Source organism: Chitinophaga pendula, from assembly GCF_020386615.1.
In the GTDB taxonomy this organism is placed as follows: domain Bacteria; phylum Bacteroidota; class Bacteroidia; order Chitinophagales; family Chitinophagaceae; genus Chitinophaga; species Chitinophaga pendula.
In genome coordinates, this window is the sequence record NZ_CP077769.1 from 5,312,220 (window position 1) to 5,336,243 (window position 24,024).

At 49.5% G+C, this 24,024-nt stretch carries 15 protein-coding genes; 7 read left to right on the plus strand and 8 right to left on the minus strand.

Going from position 1 to position 24,024, the window contains the following annotated elements:
- Positions 1 to 11: 11 nt before the first annotated feature.
- Positions 12 to 3,095 (minus strand): amidohydrolase family protein, encoded by a 3,084-nt coding sequence (locus KTO58_RS19560; RefSeq protein WP_225859835.1) that lies wholly within the window; start codon positions 3,093 to 3,095, stop codon positions 12 to 14.
- 205 nt (positions 3,096 to 3,300) lie between these two features.
- On the opposite strand from KTO58_RS19560, the gene KTO58_RS19565 reads away from it, so the two are divergent.
- The 4 genes from KTO58_RS19565 (at position 3,301) to KTO58_RS19580 (ending at position 8,404) form a co-directional block, all read left to right on the plus strand.
- The gene (locus KTO58_RS19565; protein WP_225859836.1) at positions 3,301 to 3,735 is read left to right on the plus strand and encodes a DUF4890 domain-containing protein; all 435 of its coding nucleotides are present in this window, start codon (positions 3,301 to 3,303) and stop codon (positions 3,733 to 3,735) included.
- Between the two features lie 71 nt (positions 3,736 to 3,806).
- Positions 3,807 to 5,117, plus strand: coding sequence for a glycerate kinase type-2 family protein (locus tag KTO58_RS19570; RefSeq protein ID WP_095837758.1), 1,311 nt, complete (start codon positions 3,807 to 3,809; stop codon positions 5,115 to 5,117).
- 163 nt (positions 5,118 to 5,280) lie between these two features.
- Positions 5,281 to 6,465, plus strand: a complete 1,185-nt coding sequence (uxuA, locus tag KTO58_RS19575) for a mannonate dehydratase (RefSeq protein WP_198315181.1) — start codon at positions 5,281 to 5,283, stop codon at positions 6,463 to 6,465.
- Between the two features lie 367 nt (positions 6,466 to 6,832).
- Positions 6,833 to 8,404 (plus strand): PAS domain S-box protein, encoded by a 1,572-nt coding sequence (locus tag KTO58_RS19580; RefSeq protein WP_198315180.1) that lies wholly within the window; start codon positions 6,833 to 6,835, stop codon positions 8,402 to 8,404.
- Between the two features lie 195 nt (positions 8,405 to 8,599).
- On the opposite strand, the gene KTO58_RS19585 is transcribed toward KTO58_RS19580, so the two are convergent.
- The 3 genes from KTO58_RS19585 to KTO58_RS19595 are packed head-to-tail and all read right to left on the minus strand — an operon-like array spanning position 8,600 to position 12,568.
- Entirely contained in the window at positions 8,600 to 9,898 is a 1,299-nt protein-coding gene (locus KTO58_RS19585; RefSeq protein ID WP_095837756.1) for a TolC family protein, read from the minus strand.
- A gap of 37 nt (positions 9,899 to 9,935) precedes the next feature.
- The gene (locus KTO58_RS19590) at positions 9,936 to 11,513 is read right to left on the minus strand and encodes a DHA2 family efflux MFS transporter permease subunit (protein WP_095837755.1); all 1,578 of its coding nucleotides are present in this window, start codon (positions 11,511 to 11,513) and stop codon (positions 9,936 to 9,938) included.
- A gap of 2 nt (positions 11,514 to 11,515) precedes the next feature.
- A complete protein-coding gene (locus tag KTO58_RS19595) occupies positions 11,516 to 12,568 on the minus strand; it encodes an HlyD family secretion protein (RefSeq protein ID WP_095837754.1) in 1,053 nt (350 codons plus the stop codon).
- Positions 12,569 to 12,859: 291 nt separating this feature from the next.
- Between KTO58_RS19595 and KTO58_RS19600 the strand changes: the two genes are divergently transcribed.
- Positions 12,860 to 13,252 (plus strand): MarR family winged helix-turn-helix transcriptional regulator, encoded by a 393-nt coding sequence (locus tag KTO58_RS19600; protein WP_157752845.1) that lies wholly within the window; start codon positions 12,860 to 12,862, stop codon positions 13,250 to 13,252.
- A gap of 96 nt (positions 13,253 to 13,348) precedes the next feature.
- On the opposite strand, the gene KTO58_RS19605 is transcribed toward KTO58_RS19600, so the two are convergent.
- Positions 13,349 to 17,731 (minus strand): Ig-like domain-containing protein, encoded by a 4,383-nt coding sequence (locus tag KTO58_RS19605; RefSeq protein ID WP_225859837.1) that lies wholly within the window; start codon positions 17,729 to 17,731, stop codon positions 13,349 to 13,351.
- Positions 17,732 to 18,127: 396 nt separating this feature from the next.
- On the opposite strand from KTO58_RS19605, the gene KTO58_RS19610 reads away from it, so the two are divergent.
- Together KTO58_RS19610 and KTO58_RS19615 are read left to right on the plus strand one after the other, a co-directional pair.
- A complete protein-coding gene (locus KTO58_RS19610; protein WP_095837750.1) occupies positions 18,128 to 19,423 on the plus strand; it encodes a tetratricopeptide repeat protein in 1,296 nt (431 codons plus the stop codon).
- A 182-nt stretch (positions 19,424 to 19,605) separates the two neighbouring features.
- A complete protein-coding gene (locus tag KTO58_RS19615) occupies positions 19,606 to 20,538 on the plus strand; it encodes a terpene synthase family protein (protein WP_095837749.1) in 933 nt (310 codons plus the stop codon).
- A 62-nt stretch (positions 20,539 to 20,600) separates the two neighbouring features.
- Here KTO58_RS19615 and KTO58_RS19620 read toward each other — a convergent pair whose 3' ends face one another.
- From KTO58_RS19620 to KTO58_RS19630, 3 genes are all read right to left on the minus strand, one after another.
- Positions 20,601 to 20,840, minus strand: coding sequence for a hypothetical protein (locus KTO58_RS19620; RefSeq protein WP_095837748.1), 240 nt, complete (start codon positions 20,838 to 20,840; stop codon positions 20,601 to 20,603).
- Positions 20,841 to 21,026: 186 nt separating this feature from the next.
- Complete coding sequence (locus tag KTO58_RS19625) at positions 21,027 to 22,196, minus strand: alginate lyase family protein (protein WP_095837747.1); 1,170 nt, start codon at positions 22,194 to 22,196, stop codon at positions 21,027 to 21,029.
- An 18-nt stretch (positions 22,197 to 22,214) separates the two neighbouring features.
- On the minus strand, positions 22,215 to 24,008 hold the full coding sequence (locus KTO58_RS19630) for a glycoside hydrolase family 36 protein (protein WP_095837746.1): 1,794 nt from the start codon (positions 24,006 to 24,008) through the stop codon (positions 22,215 to 22,217).
- Positions 24,009 to 24,024: the final 16 nt, after the last annotated feature.

Genomic DNA, 24,024 nt, shown 5'->3' on the forward strand with positions numbered 1-24,024 from the left:
ATTTTCAGTCATTACTGCTGTTCCTGTACATCATCGAATATCCGCTGCTGATGGCCGGCATGCAGATCTTCGCAATGGTACATCTCTTCACGGGTAGGACTTGCCTTCTGTGTAGGACCGCCTTTTTTCTTCTCGCCCAGCATCTTCTGGATAAGGCGGGCACGTTCTGCTGTGATACGTTTACGCAGCTCCAGGTCTTTATCCCGGTCAAAGTATACAATACCATCTACGATGGTTTTTTCTGCTTTGGCATAGATGCTTAGCGGATGATCGGACCAAAGTACGAGATCGGCATCCTTACCGGTTTTGATACTACCGGTACGATCTCCTACATGTAGCAGCTTAGCAGGGTTCAGGGTAACAAGTTTTAGCGCAGCCTCTTCTTCCATATTACCATAGGTAATGTTTTTAGCGGCTTCCTGGTTCAGGCGTCTGGCCATCTCCGCATCATCGGAGTTAATAGCCACTGTTAGCCCTACACGTTGCATGATATTGGCATTATAGGGGATAGCATCCTGTACTTCCATTTTATAAGCCCACCAGTCGGCAAAGGTAGAAGCGCCGGCGCCATGTTGTTTCATCTTGTCTGCCACTTTATATCCTTCCAGGATATGTGTGAAAGTAGCTACCCGGAAATTAAAACGTTCCGCCACCTTCATCAGCATATTGATCTCACTTTGTACGTAGGAGTGACAGGTGATGAAACGTTTCTTCTGTAGTATTTCGGACAGGGCATCCAGTTCGAGGTCGCGGCGTTTGCCGGCTCCCTTTTTTTCGTATTCACGTGCACGGGTAAAAGCATCTTCCAGCACCTGCTCCACTCCCATACGGGTCTGCGGGAAGCGGGTGGTCTGGCGTTCGCCCCAGTTCGACTGTTTCACGTTTTCGCCCAGTGCAAATTTAATGAAGGGGTCTGCCCCCGCTACTTTCATCTCTTCAGCGTTAGCGCCCCAACGTAATTTTACCAGCTGGCTCTGACCACCGATAGTATTGGCGGAGCCATGCAGCAGGTGGGAAGCAATAACGCCTCCGCTCAGCTGGCGATAGATATTTACATCATCGGGGTTTACCACATCCGCGATGCGTACTTCAGCGGTAACGGACTGGGAGCCTTCATTCACCCCTTTGGATATCGCAATATGTGAGTGTTCGTCGATGATACCCGCAGTGAGGTGTTTGCCCGTGCCATCGATCACCCTGGCATTACCAGCAGCCAGGTTCTTACCTATCTGCGTGATCTTACCATTGCGAACCAGTACATCTGTATTTTCCAGACGTCCATCTTTTTCATTGGTCCAGACAGTGGCATTCCGGATCAGCAGGTCTTCCTGTTTAGGTAAGGTTTCCCATCCATAACCATTAAAGGGATAGTAAACTGTACCAAGCGATAGCTGCTCTGTTTTCTTTTCTTTTTCCGGAGCAGGTACATATGGTTTGCTCAGCACGGCTTTCCAGCTTACCAGTTGGCCGGTAGTATCCAGGCCGGTACCATTCCATTCTTCCTGTCCGATCACCCCACTCAACCGGATACTGCGGCTGCTGCCTTTTGCTGCCGGCCATACGAGTTTGGTCAGCCTGCCATCTATAGACAAGGTACCCTGCAGGGAGTCTTGTTGCAATACAACCAATGCAGGAGCAGTGGCGGTACCTTTTATCAATACGGTATAAGTAGTATTAGCGGGGCTGAGGGTAACGGTATAGGTACCACGCGGGTCTTTCCAACCCTCTTCTTTGATGGTATAGCGTTCCCCCTGTATCCAGTTCTGGAATACGGTGGTCTCTTCACGGAAGATAGGCCCTGAGGTAATGAGGAAGTTAGCCAGCTTGCCGGTCTCCAGGGATCCCAGCTGGTCATTCATTTTGAGCAATGTAGCCGGCGCAGTAGTGAGTGCTTCCAGTGCTTTTTTCTCACTCAGTCCGTAACTGATCGCTTTACGTACGGCAGCGAGGAACTGCTTAATATCTTTGGTACCGGCGGCGGTAAGGCAGAACGGTATATTGGCCTTTTCAAAAGCAGCAGGCTGTGTCGGAGCCAGCTCCCAATGTTTCATATCACTCAACGCCACGAAGCGGGCATCATTCGGATCTTCTACATCCATTGGCAACGGGAAGTTGACCGGGAGTATAAAAGCGGCTTTTGTAGCAGCGATCTCGGGAATGCGTTGGTATTCGTTACCCCCTGCTTTGATAATGTATTGTATGCCACTTTCATCTCCTACTTTGTCGGCACGCAAGGCATCCCATTTATCATTGACTTCGAATATCTGCGGGAGGGAGAGGTTGTCGTTCCAAGCCTGCAGGCTCAGGTTGATCCCTTCTTTGGCCGGGCGTGATTTATACCACTGGGCGTCGAGGCTGGTCTGCCGGAGCAGGGCGATAGACCCCATGAGGGAACTCGGATAACTTTGTGTGGAGCTTCCTTTATCGAAAGAGAAATAAGCAGCTGCTTTTTCTCTGAGGATGACTTTATTTTCACGTTCACCGGATAAGGTGACCAGGGTACCGGCGCCACGTGCGATACCATCCTGCTGGTGAGTCAATACAGTACCAAATCCTGCTTCACGCAGCGATCTGGCTTTCGCATCATCTACGCTGAATAAGGTGGCAGCATTCACTTCACTTTTGATCGCCTGGTTCCAGCCATAGGCGCCTTTGGTGTTGGACAGGTATTGCGGAGCAGCATTAAAGCCACCGAAGGTTTTTTTAACTTCCGGTATACCGTAGTCACTATAGAGGTCTACGAAAGAAGGGTAGATATATTTACCTGCACAATCTATTACCACTGCATCTTTAGGAATAGCAGCTCCTGCTGCGGCAGCGACGATACGTCCGTCGCGGATAACTAGTGTGGCATTGCTGACGGTGTTGGCACCATCTTTTATAAGGGTGGCATGTGTAAAGGCAAAGCAACCCTCTTTGGGGCTGGATACACCATTTACGGGGAAAGTAGCCTGCGCCATTGCGTCACTGCTGGCAAATAGTACTGACAGTATGGCCAGCGCAGTAGTGCGTCGCTGATGCCATCCGGCAGCCAATTGCGTAAGACGATCTCTCGAAAAGATCGGACCTTGGAGAAGAGACAAGGTTTTTCTCATGTAATCGTTTTTTGGTTTAGCCGTTGAATTTAGCTGGTGAAAAATGTATAATATCCTTGGTTGATTTGGTATTCCCATAGCTATAGGCGGTTAAATTAATAAATCATTGATGCCCTGGATTATATTTTACGATATTTTATATGAATGGTAGTAAACTTGTCCTAAATAGATATATTTGAATAGGGAGCGACTTAATCCCCTTTTTATGCAAAAACGGATCATTTTTACCACTACCCTGCTGGCAGGTTTGCTATTGGGTGCCACTATTACCGCCATGGCACAGGCAAATGACACGACACATCGCCGGCAACGATGGAGTGCGGAGGACCGGGCGGATAAATTCAGTGATAAGCTGGACAGGGAACTACACTTTAACCGCGACCAGGATAAGCAGATACATGTAATCAACGAAGATATCACCCGGCGAATGGATGCCGTAAAACATAATCATACGCTTCCCAAGAAGGAAAAGATGCAGCAGATGAAAGCGTTGAATGAGGAACGGGGACAGCGGTTCAAGACAGTACTGACGCCGGCACAATATAAAAAATGGAACAATTGGGAAATGAAGAAGAAAGAGCGGTTGGAAGCCAAAATGGATAAGAAGCAACAGAAGCGGCAGGCCCGTCAGCAAAATTGATCCTCTCAGCATTTCAAACATATTATTCACATGTCGGCGGGTAAAACCGCCGTTTTTTTTACCCGATAGTTATGTTTACAGGAACGGATCATGCCATTACGATCTTCAAAGCAGGTGTAGCGGCTGTTCAGCCGGCATCGCTTATCAGGGAATATATCAGGCCCGCCGAAGACGGATTATGGGTAGGAAAGCGACATTTTTCCTTATCCCGTACCGGCAGGCTGATCATCGCCGGCGCCGGCAAAGCGGCAGCAGCGATGGCCCAGGCTGTTGAGACGCTGTTGCCAGCACATGCCTGCGAAGGGATGGTTATTACCAAGTATAATCATTCACTGCCATTATCGCGGGTACGGGTAGTAGAAGCCGGGCATCCGGTACCGGATGAAAATGGTCTCGCTGCCACGCAAGCGTTACTACAGCTGATCAGCAGTGCTACAGAGCAGGATCTCGTGCTATTCCTGCTATCAGGAGGAGCCTCTGCCCTGCTGACGGATCTGCCGGAAGGAAGTAGCCTAGCCGACATGCAGCAGTTGTCCCAGTTATTGTTAAAAAGCGGGGCGGACATACAGGAAATGAATGTGGTACGCAAACACCTGTCCAGAGTAAAAGGAGGACAGCTGGCTCTAGCGGCCTATCCGGCTCCCATATGCAGTATCATTCTCAGCGATGTGGTGGGGGATGACCTGGCAGTAATCGGCTCCGGCCCTACCGTTCCCGACCCTTCCACTTTTGCGGAAGCAATTATGCTGCTAGCACGATATGGCATTTTACACCATACGCCAGCTCCCATAATTACCTATCTGGAACGTGGCATAAGCGGAGCCATTCCTGAAACACCTAAGCCAGGAGATGAGCGATTTGTACATGTCTATAACGTGCTGGCCGGCAGTAACCAGGTCGCTTTAACAGCTGCCGCTGCAAAAGCCAGGTCGATGGGCTATCACACGGAAGTACTCAGCAGTACCGCTACCGGCGATGCACATGTACTGGCAAAACAGCTGGTACAGACAGCCACCTCTTACCAGGGGCCATTGCCCGCCTGCCTGCTGATGGGTGGAGAGAGCACAGTACAGGTTAAAGGCGAGGGTATGGGAGGACGCAATCAGCAACTGGCATTGGCAGCAGGCATCGCACTTCCTGCAGGCGCTTCTTTTGTGGTGCTCAGTGCCGGTACAGATGGTACAGATGGTCCTACGGATGCCGCCGGAGCGCTGGTCCATGCCGCACTGATGGAAAATGCAGCACAACAGGGACTGGATGCGGCAGCTTACCTGGCAGATAATGATGCTTACCATTTTTTCGACAAAGCGGGCGGCCTTATTAAAACCGGTCCGACACAAACCAATGTGATGGACCTGATGCTGGTGTTAATCCCACACTAATATCAGTCTGCAGACAAAATAGTATCACTGGCAACCAGGTATGCCTTTTCAGCGGATAATACGAACTAAAATCAAGGTTTAAAATTTGTATATGTTAAGAGAGATTCTATTTTTGGGGTTTGGGAGTAAAGTAACAGCTTAACAAAATTTCTAACTAACTAATATGAATATGCTGAGAATGGAACAGACATGGCGCTGGTTCGGTCCGAATGACCCTGTAAGTTTACAGGACATCCGGCAGGCCGGAGCCACCGGTATAGTAACGGCATTACATCATATCCCCAACGGGGTGGTATGGTCAAAAGAAGATATATTACAACGCAAAGCAGAGATAGAAGCGGCCGGCCTGGTATGGTCTGTAGTGGAAAGTATCCCTGTACATGAAGATATCAAAACGCAGAGCGGACGTTTCAAGGAATATATCCGCAATTATCAGCAGAGTATCCGTAACGTGGCTGCCTGCGGCATTCATACTGTTACATATAACTTCATGCCGGTACTGGACTGGACCCGTACGGACCTGGCCTATACGGTGGAAGATGGATCAAAGGCTTTACGCTTTGAGAAAGCGGCTTTTATGGCATTTGATCTTTTCATGCTGCAGCGTCCTGGTGCAGAGAATGACTATGATCCCGCCGACATCGCTCACGCGAAGGAACACTTCGACAGCATGACCGATGCGGAAAAGGAGACCTTGCAAAAGAACATTATTGCTGGGCTGCCCGGATCGGAGGAGAGCTTTACGCTTGCATTATTCCAAGCTGCCCTGGATAAATACAAAAATGTGGATGCCACACAGCTGAAGCTGCATCTTTTCTACTTCCTGCAGCAGATCGCGCCGGTGGCGGAAGAGGTTGGCGTTAAGCTGGCGATACATCCGGACGATCCTCCGTTTCCGATACTGGGGCTACCGCGAGTAGTAAGTACAGAGCAGGATGCACGGGAATTGCTGGCAGCCGCTCCGTATGCTTCGAACGGGCTGTGTTTCTGTACAGGTTCTTACGGTGTACGTGCTGATAATGACCTGCCAGGCATGGTAGAAAGACTGGGGGATCATATTCACTTTATACATCTGCGCAGTACACAGCGTGACAGCCAGGGTAATTTCCATGAAGCGAATCACCTGGAAGGGGATGTGGATATGTATGCCGTGGTAAAAAATATCGTTACGGTTATGCAACGCCGTAATGTTTCTATTCCGATGCGTCCTGATCATGGTCATCAGATGTTGGATGATCTGCATAAGAAAACAAATCCCGGTTATAGTGCCATAGGCCGTTTACGTGGCCTTGCAGAGCTGAGGGGGCTTGAGTTGGGTATTGCCCGCTCTATGCCCGCACCGAAATGAAGGACACAGAAATTACGTATGATCGAACACGGTATCCGTATCGGTTGCCATCATTTGGTACGTAATTAGGACCCTTCTGACAGGGGAAAGTTCAGCACACTGTTATCCACATATTATTACGCCATCCTCCTGCAGGATGGCGTTTTTATTTCCTAGCCCTTTCACTTTAACATTTCCTTACATGCTGCTGTTCAATGGATTACATACTACACTACTACTAGCAACCTGAGGTGTGGCATGGTTTTTACACTTTATTGAAGCGTGACTAATTAACCATAGAAATATCTTTTTTTGAAAAGCCCAGGTATCCGTCTGTTAAGACGGGATGCCTTTTGCATGCCCGGGCTTTACTTTAAAACTTAAGCCCATGGACAGGAATAATTCATTAGCAGAGATCACCCATCGTTATCTCCAACTGATACAAGCGATTCCCGCTGCATTTTATGTTTGTGATAAAGATGGCTACATCATTCATTATAATGATGCAGCGGCACAGTTATGGGGTAGGAAGCCGGTATTGGGTGAAGAGCGTTTATGTGGTTCCTGGCGCATCTATGATACGGCAGGACAACCACTCCCCCTGAATGAATGCCCGATGGCGATCTCTTTAAGGGAAGGGCGGCCAATATATGATGCAGAGATCATCATAGAGCGGCCTGACGGTGTACGCCGGCATGTGTTACCACATCCCCGCCCCGTTATGGGACCATCTGGCGAGATTATAGAAATAATCAACATGCTGGTTGATATCACCGATCTGAAGCAGGTAACATCTGCTTTGAAGGAAAGTGAAGAACGTTTCAGAACGATGGCCGACCAGGCGCCCGTGATGATATGGATGACAGACGAAAACGGGCAGGTAACCTATGTTAATACCAGTTGGTCGTCATTTACAGGGCTTCCGCCCCATGCTGCCTTTGGGAGTGAGTGGCAGCAACTGGTGCATCCGGATGATCGTACTGGCGTCTATAATAAATGGATGCGTACCGTGCCGGTACAGCAACGGTTCTATTTAAAATTCCGCTTTCTCACTGCAGACCAGGGTTATGCTACTGTAACCGGCAGCGGTAATCCCCGTTATAATAGTAACGGTAAGTTCGTAGGGTATATCGGTATCCTGCAGGATGTAACCCAGCAGGATCATGCTACCGGCTTACTGGAGCAGGAGGTACGGGACCGGATCAAGGACCTGCGACGGGCTAACCGCGAACTAGCCAGGTCTAACAGCGAACTGGAACAGTTTGCCTATGTATCCAGTCATGATCTACAGGAGCCGTTGCGGAAGATACAGACCTATGCAGAAATACTGGAAGACCGGCTCGAGATTTCTGATCAAGCCAAATATTACCTCGGTAAGATATCCGATTCTTCCCGGCGTATGATGGCGATGATACGGGAGTTGCTGCAATTTTCGCGGCTATCGCAATCAGGAGAGATCTATGAACCGGTGCATTTAGAGGATATACTGGCGCAGGTCCGTAATGACCTTGAACTCCCTATACAGGAGAAACATGCGACAATCGAGGCAGGGCCATTGCCTGTGATACAGGGTATTCCGTTGCAGATCAAACAGCTTTTTTATAATCTCCTGAACAACTCGCTCAAATTCTGCCGGGAAGGAGTACCTCCGGTAATCCAGATCCGGTATGAGACGTTATCGTCAGCAGAGTTGAAGTCACGTCCTTCGTTACATCCGGGGCTTCATTATTTTAAGTTGTCGTTCCAGGACAACTGTATTGGATTTGATCAGGTGTATGCAGACCGGATATTTACGATCTTCCAGCGATTGAACGACCGTCAGCAATATGATGGAAACGGGATAGGGTTGGCATTGTGTAAAAAGATCGTGTTGAATCATCACGGGGATATTTATGCGACAGCGGCGAAGGATAGCGGATCGACATTTTATGTGATCTTACCGGAGACGATCACAAGCTGATAAGTTACGGGCTGCCTTTGACAAGGGCAGCCCGTAACGGAATAAAAAAATCCCCGGCACGCAACATACCGGGGAAACACACTACGAAAACAAAGAAAAAACCTTCCGTTCTGTGTAGGGCCATTCTAACGTAATAAAGCCACACTATATAACAGCATCTTCCTTTTTTACTACTACTTGCTCTTCATCCATTTGTTATTTCCAGAACTGGTTACCTGCGAGGTGCAGTAATTCCAGGTTGGAAATTGACAATTGATATTCATACTGCACTTTTGATAATTGTGCTTCCAAGTTGGAAGTCTGTGCATTTTGCAGATCGAGATAAGTGATTACGCCATTATTGTAACGGGACTGTGCCAGTTGCAATGCTCTTTCTGCCTGTTGCAATAATGTTGCTGCGGTGAGCAGTTTAGCCTGGTTGGCCTCAATATCGGCGTTCGTCTGTGCGATATCTTTTTGCAGGTTATCTACTGCGTCTTGTGTGTTTAGTTTAGCTACTGCCAGTTCTTTGGCGGCGATCATCTCTTTCAGCTTATCTTTTTTCCCATTGTAGATGGGCACTGCCAGCGTAACACCTGCATTCCAGTTGTACCTGAACTTCTGTATTTCGGGCAGGTATCCGTTCTTAAAGCCGGTACCGGCATCGAGAAACAGGGAAGGTGTATGTGTTGCTTTGGCGCTTTCTACTTCTATTGTTGCTACTTTTTCTTTCTCCTGGGAGGTTTTTATTGCCATGTTGCTGGCGAAGGCGTCGTTACCGGCGGTTATTGTCTGCGGCCAGTTGAACGAGGTATTGATCGAATCCTGTTGTTGTATACCTGTCAGGTATTGCAACAAGGCTATTTGTTTTTTGAATTGGTTCTGGAATTCTGTTTTCCTGTTGCGGTAACCTTCCAGTTTCACACGTGTGTTGATGAGGTCGAGATCGATGGCATCGCCATGTTTGAGTTTATTCTCTACGATGCGTTCGGTATCTTCCAGCAGTTTGATGTTGGCATCCTGTACAGCGATATTTCTATTGACGTAGGCGATATTCAGGTATACGGTTGCTACCTGGTAGGCCAGTTGTTCTTTCGCTTCATCGGTCTGCATGCTGAGCAGGTCTTGTTCGGCGGCAGATTTGCGGATGGCGCTACCTGATTTGCCGAAGTCCAGTAATAACTGCCGGCCGTTGACGCCTACGTTATAGTTATCGGCTGGTATTGGTTGGAAAACCAGGTCGCTGCCGGGCAGTTGTATTTTGGCTACCGGGGAGATATGGCTATAGGAAGCGGTACCTGATATATCCGGCAGTCTGCTGGCTTTGCTGATCTGGGTTCTGTCTGCGGCGATCTGCTGTTGCGTTTGCAGGGCCTTTATCCTGGTGTAGTTATTGAATGACTGCAGCACCAGTTGCTGCAATGTAGCCGGGACCGGTGCATGCACATCCTGTGCATGCAGTGTGTGTGTTCCCAGTGCACTGCAAATGATGATTGTTCTTATTATATTTTTCATGGTGTGTCTAAGTTAGAGTTGCATTACCTGAATGCTGTTAGTGAGCATGTTCTGCTGCTTCTTTCATGGCGGAGGCGCTGATACTTTTCTTCTTCACGAAGAACATGAGCGGCAGTACGCACAGGAAGAACAGACCTACTATGCGGAAGGCATCCAGGTAGGTGAGTATATACGCATGTTTGTTCACCAGTCCTTCCATCACATTCAGGCCGGCACGTTGCGCCTGTTCGAGCGTCAATCCTTTGGAAGCCAGCCCCTGACTGTATTGCTGCAGTCGTTGTGTTGCTATTGTATTGTCTCCATTCACATAATTCAGCAACTGTATCCTATGTTCCTGGTATTGCCGGGCTACGTAGGTGTTCATAAATGCGATGCCGAAGGAGCCACCCAGCTGGCGTAACATGTTGTTGATAGCGATACCCTGTGGCATTTCCTGCGGCATGAGCCCTGATACTGCCTGGTTGGTCAGCGGCACGCTGAGCAAGGAAGCTCCTACGCCTCTCAACAGCAATGGCATGAAGAAAAACGAAGTACCTGCGTCAGAGCTGGCGGATGACATCCAGAAACAAAAGAATGCGAATATCACGAAGCCGCTGGTGATGAGGTATTTAGGAGGTACGCCACGTTGTATGGCTTTACCTACTATGGGCATCATAAATGCGGCGGTGATCGCACCCGGGAATAATGATTCACCGGTGAGGGTAGGTGTATAGCTCATTACGCGCTGCATCCATACCGGGTATACGAACATGGAGCAGTAGATACCTAAGCCCATGATGAAGGTCAGTACGGTGGTGATCGCCAGTGTTCTGTTTTTCAGCACGCTTAGATTCACGGCCGGGTGGTCTGTGGTGAGTTCCCACCAGACAAACCCTACCAATGACACGACGGCTATTATGGTAAGTACTATGATATGTGTTGCTGCGAACCAGTCTTCGGTCTGTCCTCTTTCGAGTATGTATTGCAGGGATCCTACCCATGCGATGAGGAAGAGTATACCCAGGTAGTCAATCCGGATCGCTTTCCGGTTGATGTTGTATTCGTTGGGTTGCTTATCGATATAGGTGTATACCAGGAAAGCGGCGATGATACCTATTGGTACGTTGATGTCGAATATCAGTGACCAGTGGAAGTTGTCTACGATGATACCACCGAGCGTGGGTCCTATTGTAGGGCCGATGATGACACCCATACCGAATACGGCTGCGGCGATGGGTCTTTCAGACGGTTCATAAGTATCGAACAGGATGGACTGGGAGGTGGATAATAAGGCGCCACCACCTATCCCCTGCAGGAACCTCCAGGCTACCAGTTCCCATAATGAATGGGCGTTGCCACACATGAAGGAAGCGAAGGTAAATATGAGAATGGAGGCGAGATAATAGTTCTTTCGTCCGAAGTAAGAGGCGAGGAAGCCTGTCATCGGTATTACGATCACGTTGGCGATGGCATATGCGGTCACAATCCAGGAGGCGTCCTCTATGGTGGCACCCAGGTTACCACTGATTTGTGACAAGGCCACATTTACGATGGTGGTATCGATGAGTTCCAGCATAGTAGCAGATATCACTGTTGCGACAATGATATATTTTGTGAATCCTTTAGCTGCTGCCATGATTAGTATTTTAAGGCCACGTTTACACTAAGGCCGGAGCGTAATTTATCCATGTATTGAGCACCGTTGTCGATGGCGATCTTTACGGGAACGCGTTGTACGATCTTTACGAAGTTGCCGGTGGCGTTATCGGGAGGTAACAGGGAGAATTTAGCACCTGTAGCCAGGGAGATATCGGTCACGTGTCCTGTCAGTTTGAGATCGCCGTAGCTATCTACTTCGATTTCAGCTTCCTGTCCTACTTTGATGTGATTGAGCTGTGTTTCTTTAAAGTTGGCTACGATGTAAAATCCTTTGTCATCTACGATGGTAAAGAGTGTTTGACCTGCCTGTACATACTGGCCGGGTTCAACATTCTTTTTGCCGATACGGCCGGTAATGTTGGCCATGATATCGGTGTAGGTGAGTTTGAGGTGCGCCTGTTCAAGTAAGGCTTTTTTGCTGGCGACGATGGCTTCTGCTTTTTTAACGTTGGTAGCTGCTACCTGTATGCTGGTTTGTGCCAGGTTGATCTGGTCTACCGAAGCCTGGTATTGTTTGCTATTGGTGAGGCTGGCGGCCTTGGTGTCGTCCAGCTGGCGATTGGTAATCGCCTGGTCGTTGAAGAGGCTTTGGTCTCTGCGGAGGTCGGCATCTGCCTTATCTTTTTTCACCTGAGCGACCTGCGCATTCGCTTGTACGACGCGGAGGTTGGCACCGGCGTTGAGCTGATTAGCCTGGGCCGTCTGCAGGTCGGCTACGGCCTGTTGATAATCTGCTTCGGCCTGTTGCACGGCGATGCGGTATTCCTCTTCATCTACTTTAACGAGGGTATCCCCTTTTTTGACCTGGCCATAGTCCTGGATATACAGGTCTTTTACGTAGCCGGCCACGCGGGCAATGACGGGAGCGCTGAAGCCCTCTACCTGAGCATTGTCCGTCGTTTCATGATGGCGGGCATAATTCCATTGGGTAAAGCCGAAGATGGCACCCAATACCAGGATCAATACGAATACGATCCTGATGATGATTTTGCTTTTACCGGATTTAGCCGGTGTTTGTGTTGCTGTTTCCATTTTTCGACGTGTGTGTATATTGAGGACACAAAGGTAAACCTAGTTTACCAAAAAGACAAATGAGTTGACTATCTTTTAATAATATTTTAATTTTGCATTTTGTGGAGATTTTCCCATTATTATGAGGGGGGATCTAACAAATCGTTACGGGAAGTAACGTTATTAGTATTTTGCATACAATAAAAAAAGGAAAAAGGAAGCATGAATAGCCAATTAGACCAAGCGGTCCGGATGTGTTTGTCTGGCCGTTCGAGGAGCCTGATAAGGATGCTTAGTATATTAAAAAAGGATATGGATTGGAAGCTGACGGAGCGATTGCAGCAACGCGGCTATCACGATTTCAAGATGGGGGATATGGTATTGATTGCCAATATACTTCCGGAGGGAACGATCAATAATGAGCTAGCGAAGAAGGCTCGCATTACTAAGCAGGCGATGAGTAAGGTGGTTAAGAACCTGGAGGCATCGGGTTACATACTTACGAGGAAGCATGAAACGGATAACAGGGCGACTGTTATTTTTTTGAGTGACAAGGGCAAACAATTGTTTGTGGCAGCTACGGAGTGTATACAGGAGATACAATCTACTTATACGGCGGTGATCGGGGAGGCTGATACGGAGACGTTGAAGAATATCCTGACCAAGTTGCTGGCGGAAATTTACCCGGAGTTCAATAACGTCTGAGTTTCATTTATCTTTTTTATAAGAAAGGCTGTCTCCAGTATGGAGACAGCCTTCTTTGTTTATGGGGTTAAATACCCTTCAGGTGGCTGTTTCGGATCAGAGTTTGATGATCTTGGCAGTACCTACTTTTCTGTTCTTATCGCCGGTTACCTTGATGATCCAGGTACCTGCGGGGAGTTTGCTCACATCGAGTCTAACTGGTTGTTCGCCTTTTACGGTTGCGGTCTGCACCTGACGTTGTTGCAGTCTGCCACCTTTGAGGTCGGTCAGTTCCAGTACGAGTTGTTCGCCGGGGCGGGCCTTCACCTGCAGGCGTACTTCTGTGCCGGTAACGGGGTTCGGATAGACGTTGAGTTGATCATTTGTATTTTCTTCTTCGCCTACTGTTGGGCGGCTGTCTGTGCGGGCGAAGCTACCGGAGCAAGGTCCGAGAGGTTTCCACCACCAGTCTGCTGTACCTGGTGTTACGTTGTACAGGTTGTTGGACTGGCTTTCATACAGGTTGTTGTTGTATACTACTTTATCGCCCTGGTTGTAGATCTTCGGATACGGCTGGTAAGCGGGTATGCCAGCGCAGTTGCTACCGCCGGTGCCGTTTACGGTGATGCTTACGGCGGCGGAGGTGGTAGTATTGCCCTGGTTGTCGGTAGCTTTAGCGGTGATGCTGTAGGTACCGGCACCTACGTTGTTCCAGGCGAAGCTATACGGAGCGGTTGGGTCTTCACCCAGTTTGGCGCTACCGTTGAAGAATTCCACTTTAGTTACGGAGCCATCGCTATCGGAAGCATTTGCTGTGATATTGATGTTGGCCGGGGCGGTGAAGCTGGCGTTATTAGCCGGGGCGGTGATGTTCACTACCGGTGCGCTGCCGCTGCCATTTACGCTGATGGTCACCGGAGCGGAGGTGGTTACATTGCCCTGGTTGTCGGTAGCTCTGGCGGTGATGGTATAAGATCCAGCGGCTACGCTGTTCCAGGCGAAGCTGTAAGGCGCGGTTGGGTCTTCACCCAGTTTGCTGCCACCGTTGAAGAATTCCACTTTGGTTACGGAGCCATCGCTATCGGAAGCATTTGCTGTGATGTTGATGTTAGCCGGAGCGTTGAAGGCGGCATTGTTAGCCGGAGCGGTGATGTTTACAGCAGGCGGGTTGCCGGTGCTGCCACCACCGTAGAAGAATTCGTATGCGTTGTTAGCGAACTCGTTGTTATTGCTGATATCCCAGTTCACGGACCAGGTCATGATACCTCTGAGGCCGGGGTACCCACCTGCTTTGCGCAAGGTGTAGGCGCCACCATAAGAGATACCTTTCACCAGGTAGTTGAGGGCTTTGGTTACGTTAGCCGGGGCTGTGTATCCACCGCCTGCAGCACCTTGTGTAGCAGGTAAGCCGAATGCTACCTGATCTTCCCGTAAGGCCGGGAAAGTCTGGTTGGTACCGGCAACGGGGAACCCTTGCAACAGCATGTCGGTCATTGCGACGATGAAGTCGGAGGTACCCTGGTTGTAATTTTTGTTATCGAGGCCTGTTACGGAGCCGGTGTTATAGTATTGCGGGTAGATTACGGTCAGTTCGTTGCGCAGGCCGTATATCAGTGGCAGGTAGGCGCCTACCAGAGGTGCATAGGTGGCACCATAGGCGGTGTGTACGTAGTATGTTTCAGGCGCCATGGTCAGCCATCCGTTTTTGCCTTGTCCTTTACGATAGGCGAGCAGTTCTTTCACGGCGGCGATCATGTTCACTACTTTAGGAGTGGTGGGTGCCATGAAGTTTTTGTCGTTATTATCGAGTTGGAGGGAGGCGCCACCTTCGAGGTCTATATCGAAGCCATCGAAATTGTATTGATCGAGGAGGCCTTTCATAGAGTTAACGAAAGCGGTTTTCTGAGCGGCGGTGTTGAGTGTAACGGTACCGTTCTGACCACCGAGAGACAGCAATACCTTTTTGCCCTGGGACTGGAGGAATGCGATATCTGATTTGAATTCCGCTTCGGTGATATTTTCCGGTGTGAAGAGCATGGTAGCGAAGTCCGGGCCGCTGGTCGGGAATGCTACGTTGATCACATTGTATTTGGCATTTACATCGCGGAGGCGGATGTATTTAGGCACTTGTGTGGTGTTGCCCCAGTTGTGCCAGTATCCTACGATCAGTTTACCATTTGTATCGCCGGCTTGTGTTGCTCTGGCAGCTGTGCCGGAGCAGGGGCCCAGTGGTTTCCACCACCAGTCGGCGGAACCCGGAGTGACGTTATAAAGATTATTTACCAGGCATTCGTACAGGTTGTTATTGTAGGTTACCTTTTCGCCCTGATTGTAGATCTTGGGGTAAGGCTGGTATGCGGCGATGCCTGCGCAGTTACCGCCGCTGGTACCGTTTACGGTGATGCTAACGGCAGCGGAGGTGGTGGTAGCGTTATCGTTGTCGGTCGCTTTGGCGGTGATGCTGTAGGTACCGGCAGCTACATTGCTCCAGGTATAGCTGTAAGGAGCGGTGCTGTCGGTAGCCAGGCGGGTGGTACCATTGTAGAACTCTACCCTTACTACTCTGCCATTGGCATCGGCTGCGTTGGCAGTGATGTTAACGGTGGCAGGTGCAGAGAAGGTAGCGTTGTTAGCCGGAGCGGTGATGCTTACGGTTGGAGGGGTGTTGCCACCGGTGCCATTTACGGTAAGGCTGATAGCTGCGGAGGTGGCGCTGGCGCCCTGGTTGTCGGTTGCTTTTGCGGTGATGCTATAGGTGCCGGCTGCTACGTTGTTCCAAGCAAAGCTGTAAGGAGCGGTGCTATCTGTAGCCAGGCGGGTGGCGCCGTTATAGAATTCCACGTAGGCGATAGTACCATCGCTATCGGTAGCGGTAGCGGTGATGTTGATATTAGCCGGGGCGGTGAAGGTAGCGTTGTTAGCCGGAGCGGTAATATTTACTACCGGAGGTTTGTTGCCGGTGCTACCGCCAGCGAATACTTCGTTGATTTTATTAACGAGTGGATGGCGGGTATTGGGGCAGTAGATGAGTTTCCCTTTTGGAACGGTGCTGCTGGTCATGTTGACCATGTCGCCATATACCTGCCAAACGATGATACCGGCCAGGTTGTTGTCTTTTACGAATTTGGCTTTTTCGCCGATAGAGCGTTCGTTGTCATAACTGAGGAAGTAGTTACCCTTTGTTTTGTAGGGCACTTTTGCTACATCATCCCAGTATTCGGTCCAACCTGAGTTAGCGCCGGTTACGCTGAGGATGTAGCTATAGTATGGGGTGCCATCGAATACGTCTTTTGTCCAGTTGGTATAGTCAGCACAGGTGCTGATGGGACCATCGGGCTGAACGGTTTCGGGTCTTTTGGTGGTACCGCCATGGAGTTGTGCGGGGCCGGTGGTGATTACGCCGCGGCCATAGAAAGGAGCACCCATGTTCACTTTGCTGAGGTTCATACCAGGCAGTTGTTTGATAGACTGGTAGAGGGAATTGATGGAGAAGTTAGGGTATTCCTGACCAGGTACGTCGTACAGGGGTGAGTTGTGACCAGCTTTGTTAGACCAGCCTCCGTTGAAGTCATAGGTCATCATGTTGAAGTAATCGAAGGACCTGTTGAGGCGGGCCCAGTCGAAGCCTGTGAGTTTGGTAGCGGAAGCGGAGAAGCAGGTGGTCAATAATTTGTTGGGGCCAATCTGTGTGCGTACGGCTTCGGCGAGGGCGGCGAAGTTAGCGTAGTCGGCAGTACCATAGTGTTCGATATTCATACCGGGGTCGTTGGGATATTCCCAGTCGAAGTCGATACCATCGAATCCCATGTCGATCAGTTCTTTACAGCCGGCTAGGAAGCGGGCTCTTTTAACGGGGTCGGCGGCCATTTCGGGATAGTGTTTACACATGCTCCATCCGCCGATGGACGCCAGTACTTTTACACCTTTCTGATGGGCGAGATCGAGCAGGCCGGGGGCGCCGCCTTGTTTAGGGGCAGCGAGGGGGAATGAACCGGTTTTGCCGGTGTTGATGTTTTTCCAGCCAGCGCCGTCGTTGCGATATCCCAGCTGGTAGGCGTAGCTGTTATCTACGATGTTGTAGAGGATATCCAGCTCGCCGTAGATGAGATATTTATCCCAGCTGCTGTAGATGTCTTCATAGAGCAGGGGTGCGGGTTCCTGAACGGCACCTTTCTGCCAGATGTTTTTGTTGCGGTAGTCGCCGCTGTGGAGGGATCCATCTTTGGCTACGCCAAAAAAGGAGAAGTTGAGGATGGTGTACTGGGAATAGTCGACGTTGAGGTGGTTGTAGCCACCTTGGGGAACGATGCCGGCTATATTTTTCCAAGCATCCCATTGTGTAATGTAACCAATCACCTGTTTGTTGTGATTAGCGGTGGTAGCAGGCACAGACGGGCTTACCTGTGCTTGGCTGCTGCCGTAGATCAAAAGAAAACACCAGCATATCAACAACTGGCAAAGACGCCGGACAGGCATCGACTCGATAGAATTGGTTTTCATAACGGAGGTCAATTTGTTGGTTAATCAATAAGGGACTCGCCTGAATGGTTCTCTGGCTCTTCTGATGTGACGATATTAAACGTGTGTCTGATTTTGGTCTTTTGCTTGGTTATTTTGGTGTTTTTATTCCTGCTGTCGATCTGTTTGCTAATGGGTGAACGATTAGAATTACAACGTGTCAGATAGTAGTCGTTGAAACACATAACAGGTACTATGGGTACTGCAAAAAATAAACGTAAATCATCAAACTGGCTGATTATCAGAATGATCATTTTGTATAAAAAAACGGGAAAATGGTATTGGCATAAAAGATGTTGTTTTTTTTTGACGGGAGGAGAGGATATTTAATGGCATTCTAATTGCCCGGATTTTGATACATTTAACGAGTATTAGGTTATGACTGCGACACGCGTATTATATAACGAAGATGAATATATAGATGGTTTGCTGGATAATTCTCCTGCGATCATCGAATCTATATACCGGCATTTTGCCAAGAAGGTGAAGTCTTTTATACACAGTTATGGGGGATCTATGAAGGATGCTGCCCATATATTTGAGGAGACGTTGCTGGATATCTACCGTTATGCTTGTCAGTATAAGCTGGTATTAACGAATCGTTTTGAGCCATTTTTCATGTTGATCTGTAAGGTCAAGTGGCGGAATACGCTGGCGCAGCGGGGGCAGGTGTCTTCTGGTGAGCGCGGTGTGCCGGAGAAGGCGATACTGGACAATACGCATCTGAAGTATGTGCAGGAGATTGTTATGCAAGGGGAACAGCGCCGGCATTGGATGCAGTTGTTCCAGGAGCAGGAGGAGGGTTGTCGGCATCAGGTGATGGGAACGTTGTTGCCGCATGCGGAAGGGGTGTTAGAGAACCCGGCTAATAAAAATATTTCGCAGGACGGTTATGCGGCTTGTATGGCGGCTTTGCTAACGCGTCATCATGATATGCAGCATACGATATCCAAGCAGGATGTGCTGATGGTGATGGATTATATACAGCGGATGAGTGAGGAAGAAAAGGCTGCTTTTGAGGCGAAGCTTCCCTCTCAGCCACCATTGCAGCTGGCATTAAAGAGTTACCGGGAAGCTACGCAATGGTTGAAGCTGGTGCTGACGCCGGACCATACGTTGAAGGAGCTGGTGCATACGCTGGCTGATCAGCGGCAGCAATGGTTTCCGACGAAGGACCGGCAGGAATCGCAGGCACAGTTATACGTTATTGGTATTGCCATTATAGCGGCGATACTGGCTACTTTGCTTTATATCAGTCCTTGGAGGAAGGATGTGTACCGTCAGTTTGCTCCTACGGAGATGGTACATGACACTATCGGGCAGGATGATACGGGACAGATCATGCATGCGGCCTCTACTCATTTTAACAAGCGACGTTTTAACCAGGCGATTGGTTTGCTGACGCAGGCGATACGCCGGGATACTATGAATATGTATGCGCGTTATTACCGCGGTATCTGCTTACTGGAGAACGATCAATTCAATGCGGCCCGTCAGGATCTGCAGCGGGTATACGGCAGTAAGTCGACTTACCGTTATGATGCTGCATTCTACCTGGGGCTGAGTTACCTTAAGAACAATGACAAGCAGCGGTGCCTGGAATGGCTTTACAAGATCCCTGAGAGTGCCCCTAACTATGTAAAAGCCACGAAATTGGTACAGGAAATCCAATAATCCGGAAATTACCAGATTGAAGTCCGCTCGCGGTGCAAAGCAATATTTTGCACGAGGTTTCATCATCATTTACGGTTCCACCATCAACTACACCGTTATCCGATCCATTCAACCGCCAGGCTGACCTTATTGCTAATTATGACTAACTGGTAATTTTTTTATTACATACCCAACGCAATACTATGGATATTCAACATGCCCCTGCCTTGTCGATTCCTTTTCCGGAGCATATCAGCCCTCATGCGGGTATCACGGAGACACGACTACTTGATTACATGGATGCCACTGCACTGTTGCCTGCTGTTTTGAAGGCGAAATATGCGCAGCAGGGCTTTGCACAAACGGCGGCCCGTTATTTTCCTTTGGCGACGGAGGAGCAACTATTACTTTTCAGCAAATTCCTGTTATGGAAAACGCTTTGTGAGGATCTGACGGAAGATAGTGATGGGCCGTCGATCCTGTTCATCAAGGAGCGTTATCATGCTATATGGCGGGGGGCGCCGTTGCACGCTGATGATAATGCTGCTGCGCATGTATTGGCTGATTTCCGGGCAGCCGGTATCATAGAGGAGTTGTCTGTGGGTTGGCGGGAGCGGTTTATTGAGGCGATCAGTGATTACCTGGAAGGGCGGTCGCTGGAGGCACCTTACCGGCAAGCCAAGCAGCTGCCTGCTTTAAAGGATTATTTACTGATCCGGGAAAAGGCTGCGGGTCAGCATGTATTGAACATGCTGGCGGAGATAGCTGCGGGTTTTGTATTGCCCAACAGTATTTATGAGCATCCAGTTATACAACGTTTGCTGGTGTTATCCCATCGGTTGATCGCCTGGTGTCAGGATTATTATGCGATTGAAAAAGAGAGTGCGGAGAATGATGTGATGAATATCATTCCTATCCTTCAGCATCAATTCCAGTTGGCCCGCAAGGCTGCGAGCCGTAAGCTGGTGAGTATGCATGAAGCGGATCTAAATGAATTTGCCACGCTGCGTACCGTATTGCCTGATTTCGAGCCTTACGATGAGCAGGTAGCTGCTTATATCGATCACATTAAAAACATTATCAGCGGGCAGTTCTATGCCAATCAGCAAGCATTCAGTTATGCTACTACTGCCTGAACCGGGGTTTATTCACCTGGTCAGGCGGTAGCGCCTTTATATCTGTAATAATTCCCGGCTAATCAGTTGAGATGTATCATGCTTTTGCTGCAGTGGATGATATTTTCCACTTCTCCTTTAATCATTTCGTACACCTGTACTTTATCCTTCTTGATGATCATTAACTGTTGCAAAACGAGGTAGTAAATTTCGCCGCCGCTGCAGCCTGTTACCTGGGCTTTCAATAGGTCTTTCCTGATATCTTCACAACCAGTCGCTTCCAGCTTCTGGTAAATGACATACAGGTCATTTATCCAACTCATATAGGGTAGGTTTTATAATAACACTATAAATATATTAATAATATTATCAATTTGAAATGTTTTGTTGGCATTTTTAATCTACCCTGAAGCTACTTCTTTCCAACAGAGATATAAGTGCAGTCTGGCAACCTTAACGGAAGGATAATCCCGGGAAATTCCCGGGATTATTTTTTGGAGCGGTTTGATTTACAACCAGATCAATGGATTGCGAATGGGGAGGTTACGTAGTACCTCTTCCACCTGGGGGTTGTGGTCCAGTTTATTCCACAAGTCATAGTATTCCTGTTTTCCGAGTGCTGCGGCACCGAATAGCAAGGCTGGTTGTGCGACGGGCCAGTTATCCCAGTACATGATGTCTTTGGGATATGGCCATTGTTGTTTGTTGTTGATATAGGGATACATGAACAATATTGCTTTTCCCATATTGCGGTTATTGGAGACGGTGTATTGCCAGAGGTTCTCTTTGCGGTTGCTGAGTATCTGGCAGATGGTTGCCATTGCGTCGAGGTTGAACAGCATATAGCCGTATGGTTTAGTCCTGGCTAGTTCGCGGGGATAGCTACCATCTGGGGCCATCTGGTTGGGAAGTAATACTTCTTTATAGCGGCGGATGCAGTAGTCCATCTTTTCCTGGTCGTCCAGGAGTTTGGCGAATGCGGCTACCTGCATGACCCAGCAGGTGCCATGGTTGTTAGTGGCGTCTCTTTCGGCGATGCCGTATGGGTGGGTGGTCATCCATTGCAGGTATTCGGTGAACCACTGTTTGACTGCTTTCAGGTCGGCGGGGGGGATGGTGCCTGTTTGTTCCATGATCCTGATGGCCTGTACGACTTCCAGGAAGTGGATGGTATCGATGATCCCAATGCCTCTGCCGGTGGCCCTGCCTTTGATGGCCTGGGCATATTGGAGGTTGGGGTTCATGCGGGTATCTTGATTGATGAACCAGGCTTTGACATGTATGAGGGCATGTTGGAGATAGGTTTTATCCTTTTTCACCAGGTATGCAGCAGCCAGTGTGCCCATGACGCGGCTGAAGCGTATCATGGCCTGGCGGTGGGCGACGAAGTTGTCCGGGTTGGACTGTCCATCGCGCTGTATGTAGGGGCTGTCGGCGCTGCGGGGATCCGGCCACCAGTAGTCGCCTTCTGAGTAGAAGTCATGGAGGCCACCGGCGCTCCGTTCGCATTTGGCGGCGGTGACTGTTTCTGGTTTTTGTTGTAATGCCCAGGAGGCTTGTTTCAATATGTTATCGCGTTGATCTTTTATCACACGTTTTGTCCATGCTGTTGACTGCGCCATCAAGGTACTCTGTGCGGCTATTAACAAATAGAGGCACCATACGATATACTTCTTCATCGGTCTTGCATTTTCATATTAGCGGATATCCAGTACGCGGCCATCGTGTTCTTTGAGTTCGCAGGAGAATGTTCCTTTGAATTTGCCCAGGGATTGGCCGGTCCAGTGGTCAACGATCTCGGCGGGCTGGTCGAGTTTTACTTTGAATGTTTTCGGTTTTTCTTCCCAGTTGAGCAGGATGAGCTGGTGGAGGCCCTGGTGGTTTACTCTGCCGATCTCAAACTTTGTGTTTTCGAAGGCAGCGGCGGTAGCGGTGGAAGGTACTGATTTTTTCAGCATTTCCAGGCGTGCGGGCGTTATCTGTGTGAGGTCGTCGCCGCTCAACATCATACCGCCGGTGGCGTACAGGAGGGCTGCATGGAATTTGAATTCGTTATCGGGCATATCGCCGGTGAGGACGAGGCAGTCGGGGTCGTTCCACCAGAGGCGGCCATTCTGCCAGGCGCGGTAGAGGTTTTCGCGGCCGGAGCGTTCGAATACGCTCCATTTACGTTTGATGTCCATGGAGCTGCGGGAGCCATGTACCAGTCCCAGCGAGGGCCATATGGGGTGATTACATCCCAGTATGAAGGCATCGCCGGTACCTTTCAGGATGGCTTCCATACCGCGGCGATAGGCTTCTACGCGGGTGGCATTCTTATCGTAGAATGTGCCGCCATGTATGGTTCCCCAGAAGTTAGCATCTAGTTTAAAGTAGGTGCAACCCCATTCGGTGCGCATGGTACGGAATAGTTTTTCGAAGTGTTGTTGTACTTCGGGATGTGTGCCATCGAGAACATACCAAGGTTTGAGGCGCCAGCCACCGAAGGTAACGAGGTCGCTGCGCAGGGGTTTGCCATCGGGACCTTTTACCAGCCAGTCTTTGTGGTCTTTAAAGATGACGGAGTTGCTATCGCAGATGAAGGGTGCTACCCAGATGGCGGGTTGGAAGCCTTTATTGCTGATGGTGTGTAGTACTTCCTGAACGTTGCCGCCGAATGATTTCCCTACGGATAGCCAGTCGCCCATGTTGGGTTGATAGCCATCATCGACCTGGATGTATTGCAGGGCGGGTGTGTGTGTTTTTATGTAGTCGAGGTTGTCGTAGATGTTGGTGGCGGTGACGCGAGGTCCGAAGCAGTACCAGGAGCACCATCCGGCGGGAGGTTGTTTGAACTGCAGGCGGGGATGGTGTTGGTTGATCCTGGCGGCCAGTTTGTCCAGCAGTTGGTTGCCATCGGTGCCGGTCATGGCTGTCAGTTCTTCCAGCTGGAATTGTTTGCCAGGCAGCAGTTCGAGGTTTTCGAGGTCGGCGGCGACTTTGATGGTATCTGCGGAGAGGTAGAATTTGCTGACGAAGCGGCGGCTGGAGGTAAATGCCAGCAGTAGTTGCTCATCGCCGGCGGGGAATAGCCGCAGGAGGTTGTATACGGCCAGGTATCCTGCCGGTTGCGGTATCTTATAATGTCCGGCATCGGTGTAGTTGCCGAGGTCTATTGGCTTGGCGAGGGTGCCGCTGTTTTGACTCAGCATCTGGAAGCCCTCTGCATAAAAGGGTGTGGTTGGCGGCAGTACTTTACCGACGGTGGCCAGTATTATTTCTTTTAACCTGACGGCGGAGGTGCCTGTATTTTCTATGGTCGTCTGGCAGAAGTCGCCTTCCCAGCGGCGGGTGATGCGGATGGTGGCAGGTGCGGGGGTGCCATCTGCCAGGGTGATGCTGGCAGCGGATCGTTTAAGGCGAGTGATAAAAGTGTTGCTATCGCCGGCTTGTGTGGTGTGTATGACGGCACACATTGCGATGGTGATAGCCAAGATCTTTGCAAGTTTCATATTGTGTTCTTTTTTT

What these genes read in the sequence shown, in the direction of transcription:
- KTO58_RS19605 (WP_225859837.1), bottom strand. Translation starts at nt 17,731, where the DNA reads ATGAAAACCAATTCTATCGAGTCGATGCCTGTCCGGCGTCTTTGCCAG.
- uxuA (WP_198315181.1), top strand. Translation starts at nt 5,281, where the DNA reads ATGAATATGCTGAGAATGGAACAGACATGGCGCTGGTTCGGTCCGAAT.
- KTO58_RS19590 (WP_095837755.1), bottom strand. Translation starts at nt 11,513, where the DNA reads ATGGCAGCAGCTAAAGGATTCACAAAATATATCATTGTCGCAACAGTG.
- KTO58_RS19625 (WP_095837747.1), bottom strand. Translation starts at nt 22,196, where the DNA reads ATGAAGAAGTATATCGTATGGTGCCTCTATTTGTTAATAGCCGCACAG.
- KTO58_RS19595 (WP_095837754.1), bottom strand. Translation starts at nt 12,568, where the DNA reads ATGGAAACAGCAACACAAACACCGGCTAAATCCGGTAAAAGCAAAATC.
- KTO58_RS19600 (WP_157752845.1), top strand. Translation starts at nt 12,860, where the DNA reads ATGGATTGGAAGCTGACGGAGCGATTGCAGCAACGCGGCTATCACGAT.
- KTO58_RS19610 (WP_095837750.1), top strand. Translation starts at nt 18,128, where the DNA reads ATGACTGCGACACGCGTATTATATAACGAAGATGAATATATAGATGGT.
- KTO58_RS19620 (WP_095837748.1), bottom strand. Translation starts at nt 20,840, where the DNA reads ATGAGTTGGATAAATGACCTGTATGTCATTTACCAGAAGCTGGAAGCG.
- KTO58_RS19585 (WP_095837756.1), bottom strand. Translation starts at nt 9,898, where the DNA reads ATGAAAAATATAATAAGAACAATCATCATTTGCAGTGCACTGGGAACA.
- KTO58_RS19565 (WP_225859836.1), top strand. Translation starts at nt 3,301, where the DNA reads ATGCAAAAACGGATCATTTTTACCACTACCCTGCTGGCAGGTTTGCTA.
- KTO58_RS19580 (WP_198315180.1), top strand. Translation starts at nt 6,833, where the DNA reads ATGGACAGGAATAATTCATTAGCAGAGATCACCCATCGTTATCTCCAA.
- KTO58_RS19560 (WP_225859835.1), bottom strand. Translation starts at nt 3,095, where the DNA reads ATGAGAAAAACCTTGTCTCTTCTCCAAGGTCCGATCTTTTCGAGAGAT.
- KTO58_RS19630 (WP_095837746.1), bottom strand. Translation starts at nt 24,008, where the DNA reads ATGAAACTTGCAAAGATCTTGGCTATCACCATCGCAATGTGTGCCGTC.
- KTO58_RS19615 (WP_095837749.1), top strand. Translation starts at nt 19,606, where the DNA reads ATGGATATTCAACATGCCCCTGCCTTGTCGATTCCTTTTCCGGAGCAT.
- KTO58_RS19570 (WP_095837758.1), top strand. Translation starts at nt 3,807, where the DNA reads ATGTTTACAGGAACGGATCATGCCATTACGATCTTCAAAGCAGGTGTA.